The 24168-nt window shown below is 47.4% G+C and carries 23 protein-coding genes and 1 pseudogene; all 24 read left to right on the top strand.

The window, feature by feature from the left end:
* Window positions 1-10: 10 nt before the first annotated feature.
* Window positions 11-1753, top strand: coding sequence for a flagellar basal-body MS-ring/collar protein FliF (gene fliF / locus NDJ01_RS05855; RefSeq protein ID WP_258586429.1), 1743 nt, complete (start codon window positions 11-13; stop codon window positions 1751-1753).
* On the top strand, window positions 1746-2801 hold the full coding sequence (gene fliG / locus NDJ01_RS05850) for a flagellar motor switch protein FliG (RefSeq protein ID WP_257888758.1): 1056 nt from the start codon (window positions 1746-1748) through the stop codon (window positions 2799-2801). The genes fliF and fliG overlap by 8 nt, the downstream gene beginning before the upstream one ends.
* A gap of 71 nt (window positions 2802-2872) precedes the next feature.
* Window positions 2873-3673, top strand: coding sequence for a flagellar assembly protein FliH (fliH, locus tag NDJ01_RS05845; RefSeq protein ID WP_258586428.1), 801 nt, complete (start codon window positions 2873-2875; stop codon window positions 3671-3673).
* 3 nt (window positions 3674-3676) lie between these two features.
* Window positions 3677-4996, top strand: coding sequence for a flagellar protein export ATPase FliI (fliI, locus tag NDJ01_RS05840; protein ID WP_006741701.1), 1320 nt, complete (start codon window positions 3677-3679; stop codon window positions 4994-4996).
* 6 nt (window positions 4997-5002) lie between these two features.
* Window positions 5003-5446 (top strand): flagellar export protein FliJ, encoded by a 444-nt coding sequence (gene fliJ / locus NDJ01_RS05835; RefSeq protein ID WP_012841527.1) that lies wholly within the window; start codon window positions 5003-5005, stop codon window positions 5444-5446.
* 183 nt (window positions 5447-5629) lie between these two features.
* Window positions 5630-7513, top strand: coding sequence for a flagellar hook-length control protein FliK (locus NDJ01_RS05830; RefSeq protein WP_258586427.1), 1884 nt, complete (start codon window positions 5630-5632; stop codon window positions 7511-7513).
* 85 nt (window positions 7514-7598) lie between these two features.
* Window positions 7599-8102, top strand: coding sequence for a flagellar basal body-associated protein FliL (gene fliL / locus NDJ01_RS05825; protein WP_012841529.1), 504 nt, complete (start codon window positions 7599-7601; stop codon window positions 8100-8102).
* 7 nt (window positions 8103-8109) lie between these two features.
* Window positions 8110-9156: a flagellar motor switch protein FliM gene (fliM, locus tag NDJ01_RS05820; protein ID WP_006741703.1), complete on the top strand. Its 1047-nt coding sequence runs from the start codon at window positions 8110-8112 to the stop codon at window positions 9154-9156.
* A 59-nt stretch (window positions 9157-9215) separates the two neighbouring features.
* Entirely contained in the window at window positions 9216-9626 is a 411-nt protein-coding gene (gene fliN, locus NDJ01_RS05815; RefSeq protein ID WP_012841530.1) for a flagellar motor switch protein FliN, read from the top strand.
* A 1-nt stretch (window position 9627) separates the two neighbouring features.
* A complete protein-coding gene (fliO, locus tag NDJ01_RS05810; protein WP_012841531.1) occupies window positions 9628-10041 on the top strand; it encodes a flagellar biosynthetic protein FliO in 414 nt (137 codons plus the stop codon).
* Entirely contained in the window at window positions 10028-10897 is an 870-nt protein-coding gene (gene fliP, locus NDJ01_RS05805) for a flagellar type III secretion system pore protein FliP (RefSeq protein WP_258586426.1), read from the top strand. The genes fliO and fliP overlap by 14 nt, the downstream gene beginning before the upstream one ends.
* A 24-nt stretch (window positions 10898-10921) precedes the next feature.
* The gene (gene fliQ, locus NDJ01_RS05800; RefSeq protein ID WP_012841532.1) at window positions 10922-11191 is read left to right on the top strand and encodes a flagellar biosynthesis protein FliQ; all 270 of its coding nucleotides are present in this window, start codon (window positions 10922-10924) and stop codon (window positions 11189-11191) included.
* A gap of 8 nt (window positions 11192-11199) precedes the next feature.
* Window positions 11200-11982, top strand: a complete 783-nt coding sequence (gene fliR / locus NDJ01_RS05795; protein WP_005384463.1) for a flagellar biosynthetic protein FliR — start codon at window positions 11200-11202, stop codon at window positions 11980-11982.
* A 3-nt stretch (window positions 11983-11985) separates the two neighbouring features.
* A complete protein-coding gene (gene flhB / locus NDJ01_RS05790) occupies window positions 11986-13116 on the top strand; it encodes a flagellar biosynthesis protein FlhB (RefSeq protein ID WP_006741705.1) in 1131 nt (376 codons plus the stop codon).
* A gap of 210 nt (window positions 13117-13326) precedes the next feature.
* Window positions 13327-15426 carry a flagellar biosynthesis protein FlhA gene (gene flhA, locus NDJ01_RS05785; RefSeq protein ID WP_053808936.1) on the top strand — a complete coding sequence of 700 codons (2100 nt, stop codon included), beginning with the start codon at window positions 13327-13329 and terminating at the stop codon, window positions 15424-15426.
* A 28-nt stretch (window positions 15427-15454) separates the two neighbouring features.
* Window positions 15455-16972 (top strand): flagellar biosynthesis protein FlhF, encoded by a 1518-nt coding sequence (gene flhF, locus NDJ01_RS05780; protein WP_012841533.1) that lies wholly within the window; start codon window positions 15455-15457, stop codon window positions 16970-16972.
* Window positions 16973-16986: 14 nt separating this feature from the next.
* Window positions 16987-17874 (top strand): MinD/ParA family protein, encoded by an 888-nt coding sequence (locus tag NDJ01_RS05775; protein WP_005380498.1) that lies wholly within the window; start codon window positions 16987-16989, stop codon window positions 17872-17874.
* Window positions 17867-18601, top strand: a complete 735-nt coding sequence (locus NDJ01_RS05770) for an RNA polymerase sigma factor FliA (protein WP_048625854.1) — start codon at window positions 17867-17869, stop codon at window positions 18599-18601. Before NDJ01_RS05775 ends, NDJ01_RS05770 begins: the two co-directional genes overlap by 8 nt.
* 45 nt (window positions 18602-18646) lie before the next feature.
* Window positions 18647-19015 (top strand): chemotaxis response regulator CheY, encoded by a 369-nt coding sequence (cheY, locus tag NDJ01_RS05765; protein WP_017635949.1) that lies wholly within the window; start codon window positions 18647-18649, stop codon window positions 19013-19015.
* Window positions 19016-19135: 120 nt separating this feature from the next.
* Window positions 19136-19876 (top strand): protein phosphatase CheZ, encoded by a 741-nt coding sequence (locus NDJ01_RS05760; RefSeq protein ID WP_006741709.1) that lies wholly within the window; start codon window positions 19136-19138, stop codon window positions 19874-19876.
* Between the two features lie 9 nt (window positions 19877-19885).
* Complete coding sequence (locus tag NDJ01_RS05755) at window positions 19886-22120, top strand: chemotaxis protein CheA (protein ID WP_258586425.1); 2235 nt, start codon at window positions 19886-19888, stop codon at window positions 22118-22120.
* A 29-nt stretch (window positions 22121-22149) separates the two neighbouring features.
* Window positions 22150-23262 carry a chemotaxis response regulator protein-glutamate methylesterase gene (locus tag NDJ01_RS05750; RefSeq protein WP_258586424.1) on the top strand — a complete coding sequence of 371 codons (1113 nt, stop codon included), beginning with the start codon at window positions 22150-22152 and terminating at the stop codon, window positions 23260-23262.
* A gap of 8 nt (window positions 23263-23270) precedes the next feature.
* Window positions 23271-24050: a ParA family protein gene (locus tag NDJ01_RS05745; protein ID WP_258586423.1), complete on the top strand. Its 780-nt coding sequence runs from the start codon at window positions 23271-23273 to the stop codon at window positions 24048-24050.
* Window positions 24040-24168, top strand: a pseudogene (locus tag NDJ01_RS05740) (chemotaxis protein CheW); the annotation flags it as partial. The gene NDJ01_RS05745 and the pseudogene NDJ01_RS05740, both read left to right, overlap by 11 nt.

Raw genomic sequence — 24168 nt, 5'->3', positions numbered from 1 at the left:
GGTAATAAGTGTGGCAGACAAGTCTACAGATTTAACCGTCACTGAAGGCGGCTCAGATGGTGCACTGGTAGCAAGTTCCGACGTAGATGTGGAGAGTCAAAATCCAGATCTAGAGGAGCGCAGTGCGTCAAAATTTGATATGGCAGTGGGTGACCTTGATTTACTTCGTCAAGTTGTACTTGTGCTGTCAATCTCCATCTGTGTTGCATTGATCGTGATGCTGTTCTTTTGGGTCAAAGAACCGGAGATGCGCCCACTTGGTGCGTATGAGACCGAAGAATTGATCCCCGTTCTGGATTACCTGGACCAGCAGAAAATCAATTATAAGCTTGATGGCAATACTGTTTCTGTTGAATCGAGCGAATACAACTCGATCAAACTTGGCATGGTTCGCTCGGGCGTAAACCAAGCCACAGAGGCGGGCGATGATATTTTGCTGCAAGATATGGGCTTTGGCGTATCACAACGTTTAGAGCAAGAGCGCCTTAAACTCAGTCGAGAACGTCAATTGGCTCAAGCGATTGAGGAAATGAAGCAAGTTCGTAAAGCGCGAGTCTTATTGGCGCTACCAAAGCACAGTGTTTTTGTGCGTCATAACCAAGAAGCATCAGCGTCCGTATTTTTGACACTGTCGACTGGTACGAACCTCAAACAGCAAGAAGTTGATTCTATCGTAGACATGGTGGCGAGTGCCGTTCCGGGAATGAAAACTTCCCGCATTACCGTCACAGATCAGCATGGTCGTTTGCTTAGTTCAGGCTCTCAAGACCCTGCTTCTGCTGCGCGACGCAAAGAGCAAGAATTAGAGCGTAGCCAGGAACAAGCGCTGCGTGAAAAAATTGATTCAGTGCTATTACCTATTTTAGGTTATGGCAACTACACGGCGCAGGTCGATATCCAAATGGATTTCAGCGCGGTTGAACAAACTCGCAAACGCTTTGATCCCAATACCCCTGCAACCCGCAGTGAGTACGCATTAGAAGATTACAATAACGGCAATATGGTAGCGGGTATTCCGGGGGCGTTAAGTAATCAGCCTCCAGCGGATGCCTCTATTCCGCAAGATGTGGCTCAGATGAAAGACGGTTCTGTCATGGGGCAGGGTTCGGTGCGTAAAGAATCCACGCGTAACTTTGAGCTTGATACCACCATCAGCCATGAGCGTAAGCAGACGGGGACGGTTGCTCGTCAGACAGTTTCTGTTGCGATTAAGGACCGTCGTCAGGTCAACCCAGATACGGGAGAAGTGACCTATACCCCTATGTCCGAATCGGAAATTAATGCTATTCGCCAAGTCTTAATTGGTACGGTCGGTTTTGACCAAGGCCGTGGTGATTTGTTGAATGTACTGAGTGTGAAGTTTGCAGAGCCTGAGGCTGAACAGCTGGAAGAACCACCAATTTGGGAGCACCCTAACTTCAGTGACTGGGTTCGTTGGTTCGCAAGTGCATTAGTGATCATCGTTGTTGTGTTGGTTCTGGTTCGCCCAGCAATGAAGAAATTGCTTAACCCTGCCAGTGATGACGAAGACGAAATGTACGGACCAGACGGCTTGCCGATTGGCGCGGATGGTGAAACTAGCCTGATTGGCAGCGACATTGAAAGCAGCGAACTGTTTGAGTTTGGTTCAAGTATTGATTTGCCAAACCTTCATAAAGATGAAGATGTATTGAAAGCGGTTCGCGCTCTGGTCGCGAATGAACCTGAACTGGCTGCTCAAGTAGTGAAAAACTGGATGAATGACAATGGCTAACGATATCGTACCTCAAGATGACAACGCCGCGGGAATGCCAGTTGAGCTGGATGTCTCAACCATTACTGGCGAAGAAAAAGCAGCAATTTTGCTACTGAGCCTCAATGAACAAGATGCCGCTGGCATTATTCGTCACCTAGAGCCAAAACAGGTCCAGCGTGTCGGTAGTGCGATGGCTAAGGCGAAAGATCTCAGCCAAGACAAGGTGTCAGCCGTTCACCGTGCGTTTTTGGAGGACATCCAGAAATACACCAACATCGGCATGGGCAGCGAAGACTTCATGCGTAATGCACTGGTAGCGGCTCTTGGTGAAGACAAAGCCAACAACTTGGTTGACCAGATCCTGCTTGGTACGGGTTCAAAAGGCTTGGATTCCCTGAAATGGATGGACCCACGACAAGTGGCGAGCATCATTATCAACGAACACCCGCAGATCCAAACCATCGTATTGTCTTATTTAGAAGCAGACCAATCCGCGGAGATTTTGTCTCAGTTCCCTGAGCGCGTGCGTTTGGACCTGATGATGCGTATTGCCAACCTTGAAGAAGTTCAGCCATCGGCACTGGCAGAGCTGAACGAAATCATGGAGAAACAGTTCGCGGGTCAAGCTGGCGCTCAAGCAGCCAAGATTGGCGGCCTGAAAGCGGCAGCGGAGATCATGAACTATCTAGACAACAACGTCGAAGGTTTGTTGATGGAACAGATTCGCGATCAAGACGAAGACATGGCGACGCAAATTCAAGACTTGATGTTTGTCTTCGAAAACTTAGTCGAAGTGGACGATCAAGGTATTCAGAAATTGCTGCGTGATGTACCACAAGACGTGTTGCAAAAAGCACTTAAAGGTGCCGACGATTCTCTGCGTGAAAAAGTATTTAAGAACATGTCGAAACGAGCGGCTGAGATGATGCGTGATGACATCGAAGCGATGCCACCAGTTCGCGTGGCGGATGTCGAAGCGGCACAGAAAGAAATCCTGGCGATCGCTCGTCGCATGGCCGATGCAGGCGAACTCATGTTGTCTGGCGGTGCGGACGAATTCTTATAATCTCTATTGCTCCGCGATTATCCTATTGCGGAGCGCCCTCACTTCTTAATCGAATACATAATAGGTAACCCATGGCTGGCGAAAGAAAACGTGGATTTATCCGTCCTGATGAAGATGATTCGATGATCGAACCACAACGTTGGGGGTTGCCTGATTACGGCGAGCCCAAAGCCAAGCAAGCAAAACAAACCGCGTTTAACTATGACCCGGGTTGGGTACCGAATCTTGAAGAGCCAGAAGAAGAGCAAGCACTTGAGCTAACCGAAGAGCAGATAGAGCTGCTCAAGCAAGGCGCTTATCAGGAAGGTTTGTATCAAGGTCAAGAAGCAGGCTTTAAGCAAGGTTACGACAAAGGCAAAGAAGAAGGCCTGCAAGCGGGCCATGCTGAAGGGCTGGAGCTTGGAAAAGCCGAAGGCGTGACCGAGGGTCAAGAATATATTCAGCAGCAAGTCGAAACCTTTATGAACTTAGCGAATCAGTTTGCTCAGCCGTTAGAGCTAATGAATGCTCAGGTTGAAAAGCAACTGGTGGACATGGTGCTCTGTTTAGTTAAAGAAGTCGTGCATGTCGAAGTACAAACCAACCCTCAGATTATTTTGGACACGGTTAAGCAGTCGGTTGAAGCGCTGCCAATATCAGGTCATCCCATTACCTTGCACCTGAATCCAGAAGACGTTGCGATTATTCGCTCAGCTTACGGCGAAGAAGACCTTGATTGCCGCAACTGGACGTTGGTTGCTGAGCCATCACTCAATCGAGGCGACGTCCAAATTGAAGCGGGTGAATCAAGCATTAACTACCGTATGGAAGAGCGCGTCAAAAGCGTGTTGCACAGTTTTTGTGGTGCAAACCGTCATCAAGAGGGTGAATAATCCATGCAAGCATTGGCTGACCGTTTAAGAAACTACAAAGTTGAAGGCTTAACGACGCGCCCAGTTGCCTCTGGCAAACTGGTTCGAGTGGTTGGGTTAACGTTGGAAGCGACAGGCTGTCGCGCGCCAATTGGCAGTTTATGCTTAGTGGAAACCATGTCCGGTCAGATGGAAGCCGAGGTCGTCGGTTTTTCAGGTGATAACCTATTTTTGATGCCAAGCGAGCAAATTACGGGCATTTTGCCTGGCGCTAGAGTGACGCCATTAACCAGTGACGCTGGCTTGCCTGTTGGCATGGAGTTGCTTGGTCGCGTGATTGACGGGGTTGGTAATCCGCTTGATGGACTTGGCCCGTTGTATACCGATCATCGCGCCTCTTTTAATGCTGAGCCAATCAACCCGCTGGCTCGAAAGCCAATTTCAGAGCCACTTGATGTGGGCTTGAAAGCGATTAACGGATTATTGACGGTAGGTAAAGGTCAGCGTATCGGCCTGTTTGCCGGCTCTGGTGTGGGTAAATCGGTCACGCTTGGCATGATGACGCGAGGTACAACCGCACAAGTTGTTGTGGTTGGTCTGATAGGTGAGCGTGGACGCGAAGTTAAAGAGTTTATCGAAGAGATTTTAGGTGAGGATGGACGACGTCGCTCGGTCGTGGTGGCTGCGCCTGCCGATGCTTCACCATTGATGCGTTTGAAAGGCTGTCAAACCGCCTTAACCATTGCCGAGTACTTTCGCGATCAAGGTTTGGACGTTCTGTTATTGATGGATTCCTTGACGCGTTTTGCGCAAGCACAGCGTGAAATCGCCCTTTCTGTTGGTGAGCCGCCAGCGACAAAAGGCTATCCGCCATCTGTGTTCGCCAAGCTACCTGCTTTGGTTGAGCGTGCGGGTAACGGAAGCGCCGAACAAGGCTCAATTACGGCGTTCTTTACCGTGTTGACCGAGGGCGATGATTTACAAGACCCGATTGCGGATGCATCGCGGGCAATTCTTGATGGTCACATTGTGCTGTCCCGTGAAATGGCGGATGCAGGTCATTATCCTGCGATTGACGTCGAAAAGTCGGTGAGCCGTGTTATGCCGCAAATCACCACTGAAGAACATGTTCTGATGTCGAAAGCCGTACGTCAGGTCTTGTCGATTTGCCGCAAGAACCAAGATTTGGTCTCGATTGGGGCGTACAAGCCGGGCACCGATCCTGCTATCGATGGTGCGTTTACATTGAAGCCGAAGTTAGACGAATACTTACAGCAGAGCATGAAAGAATCGGTGCCATACGATATGTGCGTCAACATGCTTAGAAACATTTTAGGCGGGTGATAGCGCATGAACAATGCGATGGAGTTCCTACTTGAGCAGACTAAAGAGCGTGAAGATCAAGCCGTACTTGCGCTGAACAAAGCGCGCTCTGAACTTGAAGATTATTACCGTCAGGTTGAGCAAATCGAAAAGTATCGCCTTGATTATTGCCAACAGCTTATCGACCGTGGGCAGGCTGGCTTAACGGCAAGCGAATATGGGCATTTAAATCGCTTTCTCACTCAGCTAGACGAAACGTTATCTAAGCAGAAACAAGCAGAAAGTCATTTCAAAGAACAGGTAGAAAACTGTCAAGAATACTGGTTAACAGTACGCAAAGAACGCAAATCCTATGAGTGGATGATCGAAAAGCGTGAGAAAGAGAAACAGCTTGCTGAAGCCAAACGAGAACAAAAGCAAATGGACGAGTTTTCAACGTTGCTTTACAGCCGTCGAGCGAAGCCTTTTTAATGTTTAAAAGTTGATGTTGCTTCCACTTATGACACTCGTTTTGTCACTGCAGCAATGAGCTTGTTATTGGCGTAATTTTTGCAGATATCTTTGTAGATGATCACCCCAATAACCTAAATTTGCCACCGTGTGCAATTTAGCAGCGGCCTAGCGCTCGAAGCTGCTGATAATGAGAATTTCTATATGAATGTGAATTTGTCCAATGTTTCTGCGACGAGCAAGACGTCAGTGTCTGACTCTGCCGCACAAGCACCTACAGAAAACGCGGAGAACAAGGGATTTTTAGAAACCTTGACGGATGCGTTTTCAGGTTCACAAAAGTCAGAAAAAGTAGCAACGAAATCACTAAACGGTGAAGAACAAAACAGTGCCGAGGTTAACAAGCTTTCGTCTGGCGAAGCTGATAGCCAAGAAGCGGTCACAGATGTGGCTCAAGCGAGCAGTAACGATACCGAAGAGTTGCTGGCGCAAGAAAGCCAAGACACTGCTATTCAAGAGCAAAGCCGCTCTGGCGACACTCTGACAGAGCATGCGAACACCATTCAAAGTGATGAAGCAAGCCTACTGGAAGCCAAACAAGGCGCGTACTCGCAAAATGATGCTGATGTCACTGAGAAAGTAGGTTCACTCTCTAACATACCTCCAGCTGCTAATGGCGCAAAAAGCGCGATGGGTGAAGGACAACAGCTGCTTGGCCGTATTGAACAAGCGAATCAAACCTTGAAAGCGAATAATGCATCCATCGATAGTGGCAAAGTTTTGCCTCAACGAGCGGGTTTAGAACACTTGTTCAACGGGCAAACAACAGACATTGATGAACTTGCTTTGAATGACATGCCATCAGCTCAATCGCTTGAACAAGTGCAGGCAATGGCCGGTCAAGGCTTAGAGCCAATTTTAGATAAGCATGGTCAACCTATCGATGTCGATAAGCTCTCGTCTGAGTTTGCTACTTGGCAAGGTCTGGTTAAACAAGTCAGTCACCCAACCGAGAAGGGCATGGTCAGTGGTGACGTTGCCAATGAACTATCGCCACTGGAGATGGGTTTGGATGGCTCTAAAATTGATGGGCTTCAGCGTGTTTCTTTGGATGAACTCGAACTCATAGATACCAAACTGGCGCAGGGAAAACCACTGACTCAGCAAGAAACAGAGATCATAGAAGGGTTGAAAAAAGGGACGGTCATTGCCGATATTCCAGAGCAAGATCTTGCCCAGTTTGTTGCGCTTCCTACTGACGTTAAACAGGTTCTCGCCGAGCAGCAAGTACAACATCATTTGGCTCGCCAGGCTACACCTATGGGGATGTCTCAGCAAGCCCTTAGTTTTGCGCCTCAATCAGCTCAGCCACAAGCTGTTCAGAGTACAGATAAAGTCGCATTATCTCCGATGCCAGATGTGTTGGCCGCAGCTCATTTGCCGACTGCGCTTCAAGGCGTGAAGGATGGAGAGATTAACCAGAAAGTTGTGAACGCCGCATTGGCTGCTGGTGCACTTAAAGCGAATGCGGATAAGCAAGATAAACCAGAACTTCAACATGGTTTAGCAGGGCAGCTTCAGGCGATGGCGGGTCAACAAGGAACAAACGTGCAGCAACAAGCGCGTATTGATGCCGCGCAGCAAGCTCAGCTTCCGTTGCAACTGACCAAAGAGCTAGCCAATGAGCAAGTGGCGGAAAAAGTGCAAATGATGATGTCGAAGAACCTAAAAAACCTCGATATTCGTCTTGATCCACCAGAATTAGGTCGTATGCAAATTCGTATGACGATGAACAACGATGTAGCTAATGTGCATTTTACGGTGAACAACACGCAAGCGCGTGACATCATTGAACAGACGCTTCCTCGCTTGAGAGAGATGTTGGCGCAGCAGGGCATGCAATTGGCTGATTCTTCTGTTCAGCAACAAAACAGCGGGCAGCAGCAAGGTAGGTATACTGCTGAGCAACATGGTCAAAGCGCTCAAGGCAGCGGTTTTTCTGGACAATCAGAAGAGAGCTTTGATGCTGACGTCAATCTGGATTTGAATGTGGCTTCAAAGCGTGATGGAATTAGCTTTTACGCTTAACAGGCCGTTTAAAGGCAATAATACAAGGTTACCAAACGACTTCCTTAAGCATCTCGGTAACCTAAAAGAACAATAAGAGACAACAATGGCAGAAGAACAGTTACAAGGGGCCGATGCGCCGAAAGGAAAAGGTAAGTTACTTATCATCATAATCGCTGTTGTGGTATTGCTACTTGGCGGTGGTGCAGCAGCATTCTTTCTCATGGGCTCTGATGAACCAGCTCAGGCTGAAGCGTCTCAACAGGTTCAAGCGAAGGCATCTGATGCCTCGCCCATTGCCTACGTGAATCTTCCTCAGGCATTTGTATTTAACGTTACTGGGGACCGTCGCGACAGACTGGTACAAATTAAAGCGCAGTTAATGGTTCGCGGCGCAGAGAATGAAGAGTTGGCGCGGTACCATTCGCCACTGATTGAGAGCTCTTTGTTATCAACGTTTGCTTCGGCGACGGTTGATCAGTTGCGTTCTCCAACGGGACGAGTGGAATTGCGCGATCGTGCTTCCGAAGATATCAAAGCAGCGCTAAACGCTGCGGTCGGTAAGCCAGTGATTGAAAAAGTACTGTTTACAGATTTTGTTATTCAATAGGTAAAACGTGACCGATCTATTAAGCCAAGACGAAATTGATGCGCTATTACACGGAGTTGACGATGTTGATGACGTCGATGAACCGATAGAAAACGACAACGAAGGTGCCGTCAATTTTGATTTCTCGTCGCAAGACAGGATTGTACGTGGTCGAATGCCGACGCTCGAACTTATCAACGAGCGCTTTGCACGACACATGCGTATTAGTCTGTTTAATATGCTGCGTAAAACGGCAGAAGTGTCGATCAATGGCGTGCAGATGATGAAGTTTGGCGAATACCAAAACACATTGTACGTGCCAACCAGTTTGAACATGGTGCGTTTTCGTCCGTTAAAAGGTACAGCATTGATCACCATGGAGGCTCGCTTAGTCTTTATTCTGGTAGAAAACTTCTTTGGTGGGGATGGTCGATTCCATGCCAAAATCGAAGGGCGCGAATTTACCCCAACGGAACGCCGCATCATTCAGCTGCTGCTGAAGATTGTATTTGAAGACTACAAAGAAGCGTGGTCGCCAGTGATGGGGGTGGAGTTCGAATATCTCGACTCTGAAGTAAACCCAAGTATGGCTAACATTGTCAGCCCGACAGAAGTGATTGTCGTGAGTTCTTTCCACATTGAGGTCGATGGTGGCGGCGGTGATTTTCATGTCGTTATGCCTTACTCCATGGTTGAGCCGATTCGTGAACTGTTGGATGCAGGTGTTCAGTCCGACAAGATGGAGACAGACGTCCGTTGGAGCTCAGCATTACGTGAAGAGATTATGGATTGTCCGGTTAACTTCCGCGTTAACTTGCTTGAAAAAGACATCTCTTTGCGTGACCTCATGGAATTGCAACCGGGTGACATCATCCCGATTGAAATGCCAGAACATGCGACAATGTTTGTGGAAGACCTGCCGACCTATCGCGTAAAAATGGGCCGTTCGGAAGACAAATTAGCGGTGCAAATTTCTGAGGAAATTGAGCGCCCACATGTAGTCAAAACAGATTTAGCTTTCTTGGGCAAAGACATCATGTCTGAGCTTGAGAATGAAGACGATATAGACGATTAAGATACCTTATTGAACAGACATGCTTTGGCATTAAATAAGGCTTAACACAGGATAGAAAAATGGAACCAAGTGACGATCAAAAGCTAGCAGATGAATGGGCAGCCGCTCTTGGCGAAGACCCGTCTGCACCTTCTGTTGACGTAGATGAAGTATTGGCCGCGCCACTGGAAGAGCTAAAAGACACTTCAAGCCCAATTACCGAAGATGAGCGTCGTAAACTCGACACCATCATGGATATTCCGGTGACGATTTCGATGGAAGTCGGTCGTTCACAAATCAGCATTCGGAACTTATTGCAGTTGAACCAAGGTTCGGTTGTTGAGTTGGATCGTCTAGCGGGCGAGTCATTGGACGTATTAGTCAACGGTACACTGATTGCGCATGGCGAAGTCGTGGTCGTGAACGATAAGTTTGGTATCCGTTTGACGGATGTGATCAGCCAAACTGAACGAATTAAGAAGCTACGTTAAGATGAGCCGCTCAATCAAAACGCGATTGAAGCAAATCACCGGAGCACTGAGCTTAATGCTGAGTGCTCCTTATGCATTTGCTGCCGCACCAAATAACCTGGATCTTGCGACGACACTGGGCTCGCTTGTGCTTGTGATCGGCGTGATTCTTTTGTTGGCTTGGCTACTTAAACGTATGCAAGTGCCGGCGATGGGACAACAAAAAGGCTTGCGTATTGTGAGTCAGTTGCCAGTGGGCACCAAAGAAAGAATCGCCGTAGTTCAAGTGGGTGAAGAGCAGTTTTTGGTTGGAATTACCAGCCAATCAATCCAAACGTTAGCCAAGTTAGATAAGCCACTGAAAGAGGAAGAGTTGGCGACCAATGCTTTTGCGACTCAATTTAGCCAACTGATCAAAAAACATGATAAAGGGTAACCCGATTCGTTTGCTCCTGAGCACGTTGTTGCTTTTCGTCGGCGTGCTGTTTTCTTCATTTTCGTTTGCTGAGGCAGAGGAGTCTGCTCTGCCTGACAACTTGGCTGATGGAAGTAGCGTCACTGTTCAGGCGATGCAAAGTGATACTGGCGCCAGTCGTGCTATGTCCGTTTCTAGTGGTGGTGGCATCCCTGCGTTTACCATGACCACAAACCCAGATGGCAGTGAAGATTACTCGGTTACGCTACAAATCCTAGCGTTAATGACCATGCTTGGCTTCTTGCCTGCCATGGTCATTCTAATGACGTCGTTTACTCGAATTGTTGTGGTGATGTCGATATTGCGTCAGGCAATGGGTTTGCAACAAACGCCGTCTAATCAGGTCATCATTGGTATAGCGCTGTTTTTGACCTTCTTTGTTATGTCTCCCGTCCTGAACGAAATCAACGATAAAGCCGTTCAGCCTTATTTGAACGAGCAAGCCACTGCGAGAGAAGCGTTTGATGCTGCACAAGCACCAATGAAAGCGTTCATGCTTAAACAGACCCGAATCAAAGATTTGGAGACGTTTGTAACCATGTCAGGAGAGCAAGTCGATAATCCAGAAGATGTGTCGATGGCGGTATTGATTCCGGCTTTCATCACCTCGGAGCTAAAAACTGCATTCCAGATTGGCTTTATGCTCTTCTTGCCGTTTTTGATTATTGACCTCGTGGTAGCGTCGGTACTGATGGCAATGGGTATGATGATGTTGTCACCAATGATTGTTTCGTTGCCGTTCAAGTTGATGCTGTTTGTATTGGTCGATGGCTGGAACTTGATACTTTCGACACTCGCGGGCAGTTTTGCCCTTTAGATAAGCGCAGATAGAGGATAAGACATGACACCAGAAATGTTTGTCGAGCTTTTCCGTGAAGCACTTTGGATGGTGCTTATCATGGTCTGCGCCATTATCATCCCAAGTTTGCTTATCGGCCTTATTGTTGCGATTTTCCAAGCTGCGACTTCCATCAACGAGCAAACATTGAGCTTCTTGCCGCGTTTGATAGTCACTCTTTTGGCTCTAATGCTATTTGGTCACTGGATGACGCAAATGTTGATGGAATATTTCTATGGCTTGATTGAGCGCTTACCTCAGGTGCTTTATTAGAGGCGCCTATGGAGTACCCCACTAGCGTTGTCTTAGATTGGATCGCAAACTATTTCTGGCCCTACGTTCGTATCTCTTCCATGCTGATGGTGATGACGGTAACTGGGGCTCGATTTGTCTCACCACGAATCCGCCTTTACCTCGGGTTAGCCATCACTTTTGCCGTCATGCCTGCGATCCCTGCAGTGCCTCAAGACATTGAGTTGCTCTCGTTTCGGGGTTTTATGACCATTGCCGAGCAAATGATCATCGGTATTGCGATGGGGATGGTCACTCAATTTATGATTCAAACCTTTGTCTTGTTGGGGCAAATATTGGGTATGCAATCAAGTTTGGGTTTCGCTTCTATGGTTGATCCCGCAAATGGTCAGAACACGCCATTGCTTGGTCAGCTATTCATGTTTTTGACGACAATGTTTTTCCTTGCCACCGATGGGCACTTGAAAATGCTGCAACTGGTCGTGTTCAGCTTTAAAACCTTGCCGATTGGTTCCGGCTCGCTCAACGCGGTTGATTTCCGTGAAATGGCAGGCTGGCTTGGTATTATGTTCCAAACGGCACTGAGTATGTCGCTATCTGGCATTATTGCGCTACTTACCATTAACTTGTCGTTTGGTGTAATGACCCGTGCTGCACCACAGCTGAATATCTTTTCGCTTGGTTTTGCGTTTGCGTTGATGGTGGGTCTATTACTGTGTTGGTACATACTGGCTGGCCTTTACAGTCATTATGAAATGTTCTGGACGGTGGGTGAGGCGCAGATTTGTCGACTCATTCGCTTGGAGTGCTAAGAATTGGCAGAATCAGACGGTCAGGAACGCACCGAAGAAGCCACGCCCCGGCGGTTACAACAAGCCAGAGAAAAGGGGCAGGTTGCTCGGTCTAAAGAACTTGCATCAGCATCTGTACTGATCGTTGGCGCCATTTCACTAATGTGGTTTGGCGAGGCGTTAGCACGCTCACTGTTTTCCATCATGAGCCGTTTATTTGATCTTCAACGAGAAGAGATTTTCGATACGGCAAAGCTATTTGACATTGCTTTAGGGGCGATGACCGATTTGTTGTTCCCTCTATTTTTGGTGCTAGCTACGTTGTTTACTGCCGCCATGATTGGTGCTGCGGGTGTGGGAGGAATCAGTTTTTCTGCTCAAGCGGCTATGCCAAAGCTGTCAAAAATGAATCCGCTTAGCGGTTTAAAGCGGATGGTCGGAATGCAAAGCTGGGTAGAGTTGATCAAATCAATTCTTAAAGTGGTTTTGGTTACTGGTGTCGCGATCTATTTGATCCAAGCATCGCAGGCGGATCTGATTCAATTAAGTATGGATGTGTATCCGCAAAACATCTTCCATGCTTTAGATATTCTGCTGAACTTTATCTTGTTGATCAGCTGTTCGCTGTTGATCGTGGTTGCCATCGATATTCCATTTCAAATCTGGCAGCACGCTGATCAGTTAAAAATGACCAAGCAAGAAGTCAAAGACGAATATAAAGAAACCGAGGGTAAGCCAGAGGTCAAAGGACGCATTCGTATGCTGCAAAGAGAAGCGGCTCAACGCCGTATGATGGCAGATGTTCCTCAGGCTGATGTTATTGTTACCAACCCAGAGCACTTTTCGGTTGCGCTTCGTTATAAACAGAAGACAGACCGTGCGCCGGTAGTGATCGCTAAAGGCACCGATCACATGGCAATGAAGATTCGAGAAGTTGCCCGAGAGCATGACATCACAATTGTACCTGCTCCGCCACTTGCTCGTGCGCTGTACCATACTACCGAGCTAGAACAAGAGATCCCCGATGGATTATTTACTGCGGTGGCTCAGGTTTTGGCATTTGTATTCCAGTTGAAGCAATACCGAAAACGAGGTGGACAGCGCCCCAAAATTCAGGATTACGATTTGCCAATCCCGCCAGAACACCGGCACTAATACTAAAAGAAGCCTAATTCTAAAAAGGCTAATTTAATCAGATATTAAGCTCTACTTGAGTGTTTAGTCATTATTTTGGCGTTAATTATGGTACATAGCTTGCTTAAAACGCCTTAATTATCAACCATACCTAAACTTTTAGGCCAAAGCGGTCGCGTATTAATAGTAAGAGCTAACGTGACGCTTCAATCGATTGAGATCTCTCGTAGTATGAAGTTAAGCCTGCCATTTGCAGATAAATTGCCACGAATCCCTCAGCGTGAAATGCCAGCTATTGGCGCGCCGGTGATGGTTTTGGCCACCTTAGCGATGGTGGTGCTGCCTATTCCAGCCTTTTTGCTGGATATGTTCTTCACCTTTAACATCGCGTTGTCGATGGTGGTGTTGTTAGTGACCGTTTACACACGTCGTCCGTTGGACTTCGCCGCTTTTCCGACGGTACTGCTGATCGCGACCTTGTTGCGTTTGGCGCTGAACGTTGCCTCGACACGTGTCGTCTTACTGCATGGTCATGAAGGCGGCAACGCGGCAGGTAACGTAATTGAAGCGTTTGGTAATGTCGTTATTGGTGGTAACTACGCGGTCGGCTTAGTGGTTTTCCTCATCTTAATGATCATCAACTTTATGGTGGTGACCAAAGGTGCGGGTCGTATCTCTGAGGTAAGTGCTCGCTTCACCCTTGATGCGTTGCCAGGTAAGCAGATGGCGATTGATGCGGACTTAAATGCCGGATTGATAGACCAAGAACAAGCAAGAGTTCGTCGTTTTGAAGTGACAAAAGAAGCGGATTTCTATGGTTCAATGGATGGTGCCTCGAAGTTCGTAAAAGGTGACGCGATTGCCGGTATTTTGATTCTGTTTATCAACATCGTCGGCGGTCTGTCGATCGGTATGGCGCAGTATGGATTGGGTTTCGGTGAGGCAATTGAAATCTATACTTTGCTGACGATTGGTGACGGCCTAGTTGCACAGATTCCATCGCTATTGCTGTCGATTGCAGCGGCGATGATGGTGACACGTCAAAACACTGATGAAGACATGGGTGAACAGCTGGTCTTCCAGATGTTCGACAACCCAAAAGCACTGATGATTACCGCTGCTATTCTCGGTGTGATGGGCATCGTACCGGGCATGCCACACTTTGCGTTTTTGAGTCTGGCGGTCGCGGCTGGCGCGGCGGCGTATTTCATCGATAAACGCCAAAAGCAGAAAGCGAAAGAACCGGCTTTACCAGCGAAAGCCGACGAAGGTGCAGAGCCTTCATCACAACGCGAACTGTCTTGGGACGACGTCCAGCCAGTCGATATTATTGGCCTAGAAGTGGGTTACCGCTTGATTCCGTTAGTGGACCGAGACCAAGGTGGAGAACTGTTAGAGCGCGTAAAAGGTGTGCGTAAAAAGTTATCGCAAGATTTTGGGTTCCTAATCCCAGCGGTTCATATTCGTGACAATCTTGAGCTGACCCCAAACAGTTACCGAATTACGTTAATGGGGGTTGCGGTGGGCGAAGCTGAGATTCGTCCGGATCAAGAGCTAGCGATTAACCCAGGTCAGGTGTATGGCATGATTGATGGCGAGCCAACCATTGACCCTGCATTTGGACTGGAAGCCGTATGGATTCGCGAAGATCAGCGTGAGCATGCTCAGGCGTTAGGTTATACGGTTGTTGACTCATCGACAGTATTAGCGACGCACCTGAGCCAGTTACTGACCAATAACGCATCGCAGTTGATTGGTCATGAAGAAGTAGAGAATTTATTAGAAATGTTAGGACGCAGCGCGCCTAAGTTGGTTGAGAACTTTGTTCCTGACCAATTACCATTAGGTGTGGTGGTGAAAGTCCTACAAAACTTGTTAAACGAGGCCATTCCAATCCGCGATATTCGCACGATTGTTCAAACTTTGGCTGAGTACTCAAGTAAGAGTCAAGAAGCTGACATATTGACGGCAGCAGTTCGAATTAGTCTGAAACGTCTAATTGTTCAAGAAATCAATGGTATAGAGCCTGAGCTGCCAGTGATTACTTTGATACCTGAACTGGAACAAATATTGCATCAAACTATGCAAGCATCAGGAGGCGAATCTGCGGGGATTGAACCGGGGCTCGCTGAACGATTGCAGTCTTCACTAAGCCAAGCGACACAGGAACAAGAATTGAAAGGCGAGCCAGCCGTTCTGCTTACTTCCGGTGTATTACGCTCGACGTTGGCGAAATTTGTGAAGAACACAATACCTAATCTCCGGGTACTGTCTTACCAAGAAATCCCGGATGAAAAACAGATCAGAATTGTGCAAGCCGTGGGTAACTGATCTCACGCATCATTAATGGATTCATAGTTTGAAAATAAAGCGATTTTTTGCCAAAGACATGAGAACGGCGCTGCTCCAAGTGAAAGAGGAGTTAGGCGCGGAAGCGGTGATCATGTCAAACAAGAAAGTGGCTGGTGGGGTGGCGATTGTTGCGGCGATAGATAGTGAATCTAACCCGTCTCAAGCAAGCGCTGCATCACAACAAAATCGCGGTGCTTCTCAATCGAATCGCTATAACGAACATCGTCAAATGTCATCGTCTTCTGCAGATCGTTATCAAGATCGTCATTTAGATGAAGATAAAATTAGCCTGAACAGTAATAACAGTAACAACGAAAAAACAGGCTCGATGACGCAGCGATTCGCTAACATGCTTAAGCAATATAGTGGTGGTGCAGCAGATGCTGACGATCATGTAGCGGAAAATGAAGATTCGCTCTCTGCTTTATTGCAACGCCAGAATAAGCATCGCGACGGCTACAACCAAGAAAAGCCAGCGCCATATCAACCAGATTCACCTTTGGCGAAGTTAATCGCACAAGATAATCGATTTGAGCGTCCAACGCCGAAGTTGGATCCGACACGCTATGATCGCCGCCGTCCAAGTGATGAACGAGAAGAGTCTGCCGATGAGCTGGAGAGTATGCGCGAAGAGATGACGTCAATTCGTCGTCTTCTAGAGCATCAAGTCTCTGGCCTAATGTGGCAGGAAGTGGAACGTCGTGAGCCGCTCAGAGCAATGCTGATTAAGCGCTTAGAGCGTATGGGCGTTTCTCCGGAGTTAGCAGACCAAATGGCTTGCTATATCCCGGAAGATACAAAACCAGCGCGAGCGTGGAAAGCGTTGTTGTCGCTGGTGGCGGATCAAATCAATATTCCTAAACAGGACATTTTAAAACGTGGTGGTGTGGTCGCACTGTTAGGTCCGACGGGGGTGGGAAAAACAACCACCGTTGCGAAGCTCGCAGCACGTGCCGCCATGGAATACGGTGCCGACAATGTAGCCCTTGTGACAACTGACACATATCGCATAGGTGCACATGAGCAGCTCTCAATTTACGGAAGAATCATGGGTTGTCCCGTAAGAGTTGCTAAAGATTCTAACGAGTTAGCCGATGTTATATATCAGCTAAGAAACAGAAGACTGATTTTGGTCGATACGGCAGGGATGGGGCAACGAGATGTCAGGCTTTCTGAGCAGCTCGATACTCTAATGCAAGAGAGCGGAGAAGTGATTCACAGCTACCTTGTTTTGCCAGCTACCGCACAACGTCGCGTTCTACAAGAAACGCTGGATCACTTCCGACGCATACCACTTTCGGGTTGTATTATGACGAAGCTTGATGAGTCATTAAGTCTAGGCGAATTCATCAGTGTAGTGATTCAAAACGCAATGCCAGTGGCTTACATCGCTAATGGTCAGCGCGTGCCAGAAGACATTGTGATAGCGCAACCAAAATATATGCTTGCGAAAGCAAATGAACTGTTAGAGAAGTCGACAGAGAACGAACCTCACTTTTGGAACAGTGACAGTGAAGGACTCTAAGGCGGCGGACTACTATGACTGAGAATATGATACACGATCAAGCAAGCGGCCTCCGTCGCTTAACACAACCATCGTTGACCAAAGTGATTGCTGTTACTGGCGGCAAAGGTGGTGTGGGGAAATCAAACGTAACACTGGGTCTGGCGATTTGTATGGCTCGCCAAGGCAAGAAGGTGATGGTTCTCGACGCTGATTTAGGTCTGGCCAATGTGGACGTGATGCTCGGAATTCGTGCAAAACGCAATCTAGGACATGTCTTAGCGGGTGAATGTGAGCTAAAAGATGCGATTGTCGAAGGGCCTTATGGTATAAAGATAATCCCTGCAACTTCTGGCACGCAGAGCATGACTGAGCTTTCTCACGCTCAACATGCTGGACTCATTCGAGCATTTGGTAGTCTTGAAGACGAAATGGATGTCCTGCTGATAGATACCGCCGCAGGCATTTCTGACATGGTAATCAGTTTTTCGCGAGCAGCTCAAGATGTCGTTGTGGTTGTGTGTGATGAACCAACTTCAATCACAGATGCATATGCGTTAATTAAGCTGTTAAGTAAAGAACACCAGGTCCAACGCTTTAAAGTTGTAGCAAATATGGTCAGAAGCTACCGAGAAGGGCGAGAATTGTTTGCAAAGTTGACGCTAGTCACAGAGCGATTCTTGAATGTCAGCCTTGAACTCGTAGCATGTATTCCATTAGATGATAAAGTACGACAGGCTGTAAAAAGACAAAAAATTGTCGTTGATGCGTTCCCTCGCTCACCTGCCGCTTTAGCTATTAGCTCACTAGCAAACAAAGCGTTAACGTGGCCACTACCGAAAACACCAAGTGGACACTTGGAATTTTTTGTGGAAAGGTTGCTAAATCGTACCGAATTCGCAGAGGACCCTTTTGGTGAATAAAGCGATAACCTATGACCAACATGGCAAGTTTAATAGCCAGCAAGCGTTTATAGAGCGCTACTCAGTGTTGGTTAAGCGCATTGCTCACCACCTATTAGGCCGTTTACCGCCGAGTGTTCAGGTAGAGGATTTAATTCAGGCCGGCATGATCGGTCTTATCGAAGCTCAGCAGAATTATGATGGTTCTAAAGGTGCGAGCTTTGAAACTTATGCAGGTATCCGTATTCGCGGTGCAATGTTAGATGACATGCGCAAAGGCGATTGGGTACCGCGTTCTGTTCATAAAAATAATCGAGAGATTAACCAAGCGATTGCGGAACTGGAAGGCGAATTAAATCGAGATCCTACTGATTCTGAAGTAGCCACGCATCTCGGTATGACACTGGATCAATATCATAGTGCTCTGACCGATATCAACTGCTCAAAATTAGTCGGTATTGAAGATTTAGGCGTTTCTGATGATGTGATTTCACCTGCAGATGAAACTGATGACAGTAACCCGTTCAAAGGGGTTGCCGATGAATCATTTCGAAAAGCACTGGTTGAATCAATAAAACAGCTTCCAGAGCGTGAAGCTTTGGTACTTTCGCTTTATTATGATGAAGAACTCAATTTGAAAGAAATTGGCGATGTGTTAGGCGTAAGCGAATCTCGCGTAAGTCAAATACTGAGTCAAGCGATGCAACGTTTGCGCACCAAGCTCAGTGCGTGGACACAAAATGACTAAAAACACTGATTTTACGATTCAGTGGAGGCAATTTTGAATAAAAACATGAAGATCCTTATTGTTGATGATTTCTCAACAATGCGCCGTATTGTTAAAAACCTGCTTCGTGACTTGGGTTTCAATAACACTCAAGAAGCGGACGATGGTTTAACCGCATTACCAATGCTGAAAAAAGGTGACTTCGATTTTGTTGTAACTGACTGGAACATGCCAGGTATGCAAGGCATCGATTTGCTTAAACACATCCGCGCGGATGCAGAACTTAAGCATTTGCCAGTTCTAATGATCACGGCTGAAGCGAAGCGTGAGCAGATCATTGAAGCTGCTCAAGCAGGCGTAAACGGCTACATTGTTAAGCCATTTACTGCTGCAACATTAAAAGAAAAATTAGATAAAATTTTCGAGCGTTTATAACTCTCTCTTTTTCTCTTTGTTATTCGAGTCATTCATACCAATTATTAAATACCTATTAAATGACTCGTTTAGCGTTTTTAAAGTGATAAGAAGAACTAAACGTAAAAGGGTCTATTCAGAATGATCTCACTAGAGCAGGCGAAGTCACTCGTTCAAATGCTAGAAAACGGGGAACAAGACCAAGCCAATATGCTTGTTGCCTCGATCTACGAAGGTGCCGAGAATCCAATGCTGCAAGAAATTGGAGCCTTAACTCGAGACCTTCACGAATCACTCAAGCAGTTCAGTCTCGATCAGCGCATGACCGAAATTGCGAAAGACGAAATCCCTAACGCAAGGGATCGTCTTAATTATGTGATCGAGAAGACAGAGCTAGCAGCCAACAAAACGATGGATGCAGTCGACTGCTGCCTTCCTATCGCTGACAACCTGCATGATTGCCTTCAGAAAGTTCGTCCTCAATGGAATGAACTCATGCACGGGCGCATCGAATTAAGCGAATTCAAAGCACTTTGTCACCGAATCGACGAGCTATTAGTTCAAGTCGAAGGTGACAGCACTGAGTTGCGTGGTCAATTGACCGAAATTCTCATGGCGCAAGACTTCCAAGACCTAACTGGCCAAATTATTCGCCGCGTAATTACGTTGGTAAATGAAGTAGAAGGCCGCTTAGTGGAAATCCTAACCGTATTCTCTGGAAATAAACCTGAAGAACACATTCAAGTTTTGTCAGAACCGGCAGATAAAAAGAATACACAAACAAGCGAAGCCGAAGGCCCGATTCTTCATCCAGAACTGAGAGAAGATGCGGTTTCATCGCAGGACGAAGTCGATGACTTGTTGTCCAGTCTTGGATTTTAAAGGTAACGTATGAGCTACGATTTAGACGAAGATATTCTTCAGGACTTTCTCATTGAGGCTGGGGAAATTCTCGAACTGCTTTCTGAGCAGTTGGTTGAATTGGAAAATAACCCAGAAGACAAAGACTTACTTAATGCAATTTTCCGCGGGTTTCACACCGTAAAAGGCGGTGCTGGCTTCCTGTCTTTGGCAGAGCTAGTCGATACTTGTCATGGTGCGGAGAACGTGTTCGACGTTTTACGAAACGGCCAACGCACGGTCACGCAAAACTTAATGGATACGATGCTAAAAGCGTTGGATACGGTCAATACCCAGTTCCAAGCTGTTCAAGATCGTGAACCATTGGAAGCTGCGGATCCTGCCCTTCTTGAAGAACTTCATCGTCTATGTAAACCTGAATCAGAAGATGAAGTCGCTGCAACCGTGGTTGGAGAACCAGTGGTTACTCCTGAACCTGTCATTCCTGAGCCTGTTATTGAAGAACCAGCCGCGCCAGCGTCAAGTGTCGGCTCTGTTGATGAAATTACCCAAGACGAATTCGAAAAGCTGCTGGATGAGCTTCATGGTAAAGGCTCAGCTCCAGGCGCTTCAGAACCTGCGACACCAACAACGCCATCAGAGCCCCCTCAATCAAGTGCGCCATCAGTTGAAAGTGGCGATATCACTGACGATGAATTTGAACGTCTACTTGACGAACTTCACGGCGTTGGCAAAAGTCCATCAGCGGCAGAGGCTGCAGCATCTGCACCAGCAGAACCTCCTAAAGCGGCAGAACCAGCTGCGCCAGTTGCATCGTCAGCAAATCAAGATAGTGACTTAATGACGGACGAAGAGTTCGAAAAGTTACTCGATGAGCTACATGGTGCGGGCAAAGGTCCTACGCTAGAAGAACTGGATATGGCAACGAAGCCGGCATCAGCAAACGTAGAGGAAAGCCCTGCGAAACCTGAGCCTGCGGTTAAGCCAGCACCAGCAGCTCCAACTCCGGCTCCAGCACCAAAGCCAGAATCTAAACCTGTCGCGGTGAAAGAAGAGGCGAAAGCGCCAGCGGTTAAAAAACCTCAGGCAGAGGCAACCGTTCGTGTCGATACCTCAACGCTTGATACCATCATGAACATGGTAGGTGAGCTTGTATTGGTCCGAAACCGTCTATTAAGCCTTGGTTTGAACAGCGACAATGAAGAAATGTCCAAAGCGGTCGCCAACCTTGATGTCGTAACGGCGGATCTGCAAGGCGCGGTAATGAAAACGCGTATGCAGCCAATCAAGAAAGTATTTGGCCGTTTCCCACGAGTTGTCCGTGACTTGGCGCGCAATCTAAATAAAGACATCGTGTTGGAAATGCGCGGTGAAGAAACCGATCTCGATAAAAACCTTGTAGAAGCATTGGCCGATCCATTGATTCACTTGGTTCGTAACTCGGTTGACCACGGTATTGAAATGCCAGACGATCGCGCGAAAGCAGGTAAATCACGCACAGGTAAAGTGATTTTGTCTGCATCACAAGAAGGGGATCACATTGAGCTATCCATCGTAGATGATGGCGGCGGTATGGACCCGAACAAACTGCGTGGTATCGCGGTTAAGCGCGGCATGATGGACGAAGATGCGGCGGCCCGTTTAACAGACAAAGAGTGCTTCAACCTTATCTTTGCGCCAGGTTTCTCAAGTAAAGATAAAATTTCTGACATCTCTGGCCGTGGCGTTGGCATGGATGTGGTTAAGACGGCGATCAACACCTTAAATGGTTCAATCGATATCGATTCTGAGCTAGGGAAAGGCACTAAGATCACCATCAAAGTACCACTGACGCTTGCGATCCTACCAACACTGATGGTTGGTGTTGGCGGTCATCCGTTTGCGCTGCCACTGGCATCTGTGAGCGAAATTTTCCACTTGGATCTGAGTCGCACAAACGTGGTAGATGGTCAGTTGACGATCATTGTGCGTGAAAAATCTATCCCGCTATTTTACTTACAGAACTGGTTAGCATCCAAATCACAAAACGTCGAAGAGCGTACTGGTCACGGTCATGTGGTTATTGTACAGATCGGTAACCAGCGCGTTGGTTTTGTTGTGGATACGCTTATTGGTCAAGAAGAAGTGGTTATTAAGCCACTCGATAATCTATTGCAAGGCACTCCGGGCATGGCTGGTGCAACAATCACTAGCGATGGCCATATTGCATTAATTCTAGATGTGCCTGATTTACTTAAGCGATATGCTGCGGCTTCACGCCTTTAAGCAAAGCTGACGTTATTAAAAGGAATAAGATGGCGATTAAAGTACTAGTCGTTGATGATTCGAGTTTTTTTCGACGTCGCGTGAGCGAAATCATCAACTCAGAATCGCGCCTAGAAGTGATTGACGTTGCGGTAAATGGCAGAGAGGCGGTTGAGAAAGCCAAATCTCTTAAACCGGACGTCATCACGATGGATATTGAAATGCCAGTGATGGATGGCATTACCGCTGTACGTGAAATCATGGCAGCGGCTCCAACGCCAATCCTAATGTTTTCGTCCCTGACTCATGACGGGGCGAAAGCCACGCTTGATGCGCTTGATGCGGGCGCATTGGATTTCTTACCGAAAAAGTTTGAAGACATCGCACGTAACCGCGAAGAAGCGGTGTCACTGCTTCAGCAACGAGTTATTCAGATTGCTTCGAAGCGCGCTTTTATGCGTCGACCAATCACTCGCGTTGCTGCGAGTACCAATGCGGCATCTCGTCCACTAGGTTCAAGAACGGCTTCGCCAGCGACTCCAGCTCCAGCTCGACCGGCTGCGGCAAAGTTCCGAGCCTCCGGTAAGAAGTATCAACTGACCGCAATTGGCACGTCGACTGGTGGTCCGGTTGCTTTGCAAAAAATTCTGACGCGTTTACCGATGAACTACCCGCATCCGATCGTATTGATCCAACATATGCCAGCAACCTTTACTGCTGCATTTGCCAGCCGTTTGAATACCTTGTGTAAGATTCAAGTGAAAGAAGCACAAGATGGCGACGTCTTACAGCCTGGTGTGGCATACCTTGCTCCAGGTGGTAAGCAAATGATGGTGGATGGTCGAGCGGGGGCTGCTCGTCTTCGTATCATTGATGGCGGCGACCGCATGAACTACAAACCATGTGTGGATGTGACTTTTGGTTCTGCAGCCAAAGTATACGGTGACAAAGTACTCTCTTTAGTGCTGACTGGCATGGGTGCAGACGGTCGTGAAGGCGCTCGTATGTTGAAGTCTTCAGGCTCAACTATTTGGGCTCAAGATGAAGAAAGTTGTGTTGTTTATGGTATGCCCCAAGCTGTTGCTAAAGCAGGCATTTCTTCAGAAGATTTACCGCTTGACCGCATTGCAGAACGCATGTTGGTGGAAGTTGGCCTAGCGTAGGATTCATCATGATTGTTTGGAGTGTAGCTAACCAGAAAGGTGGCGTGGGTAAAACCACCTCAACAGTGACATTAGCGGGTTTGCTGAGTCAAAAAGGTCATCGCGTACTGATGGTCGATACTGACCCTCACGCATCACTGACTACCTATCTTGGTTATGATCCTGACGCAGTAACTTCGAGCCTGTTTGATTTATTCCAGTTGAAGACATTCTCTCGTGAAACGGTGAGGCCGTTAATCCTAGAGACAAAACTGGAAGGGATGGATATCATTCCCGCGCATATGTCCCTTGCGACGCTTGATCGTGTCATGGGGAATCGCAGTGGGATGGGGCTGATCTTAAAACGAGCTCTACAAGCGGTCTCACAAGACTATGATTATGTGTTGATTGACTGCCCGCCAATTCTTGGTGTGATGATGGTGAACGCACTGGCCGCCAGTGACCGAATTTTGATTCCCGTTCAAACCGAGTTTTTGGCGATGAAAGGCTTGGAACGCATGATGCGCACGTTAACCATTATGCAAAAGTCTCGTCCGGGTGGTTTCAAAGTGACTATCGTTCCAACGATGTATGACAAGCGCACCAAAGCGTCTTTGCAGACATTGATACAACTGAAGAAAGATTACCCAAATCAAGTATGGACCTCTGCGGTGCCGATTGATACCAAGTTCCGTGATGCTAGTTTAAAGCATTTGCCAGCATCACATTTTGCATCTGGTAGTCGTGGTGTGTTTGCGTATAAACAGTTACTGATTTACCTGGAGAGGTTAGCGTTCGATGAGCAGTAACGACGTGCTTTCCAGTGAACAAGCGCTTGATGACTACTTTAATGCGCTACTGGGTGATGAGGCTGAAGCAACGACTCTTGAGGATGAGCTTGACTTGCTGGCTCAAGAAATATCATCT

The sequence above is a fragment of the Vibrio sp. HS-50-1 genome, from assembly GCF_024747315.1.
GTDB lineage: Bacteria > Pseudomonadota > Gammaproteobacteria > Enterobacterales > Vibrionaceae > Vibrio > Vibrio diabolicus.
Note: the sequence above shows the minus strand (reverse complement) of the source record. Positions and strands in the feature narration are given on the sequence as shown.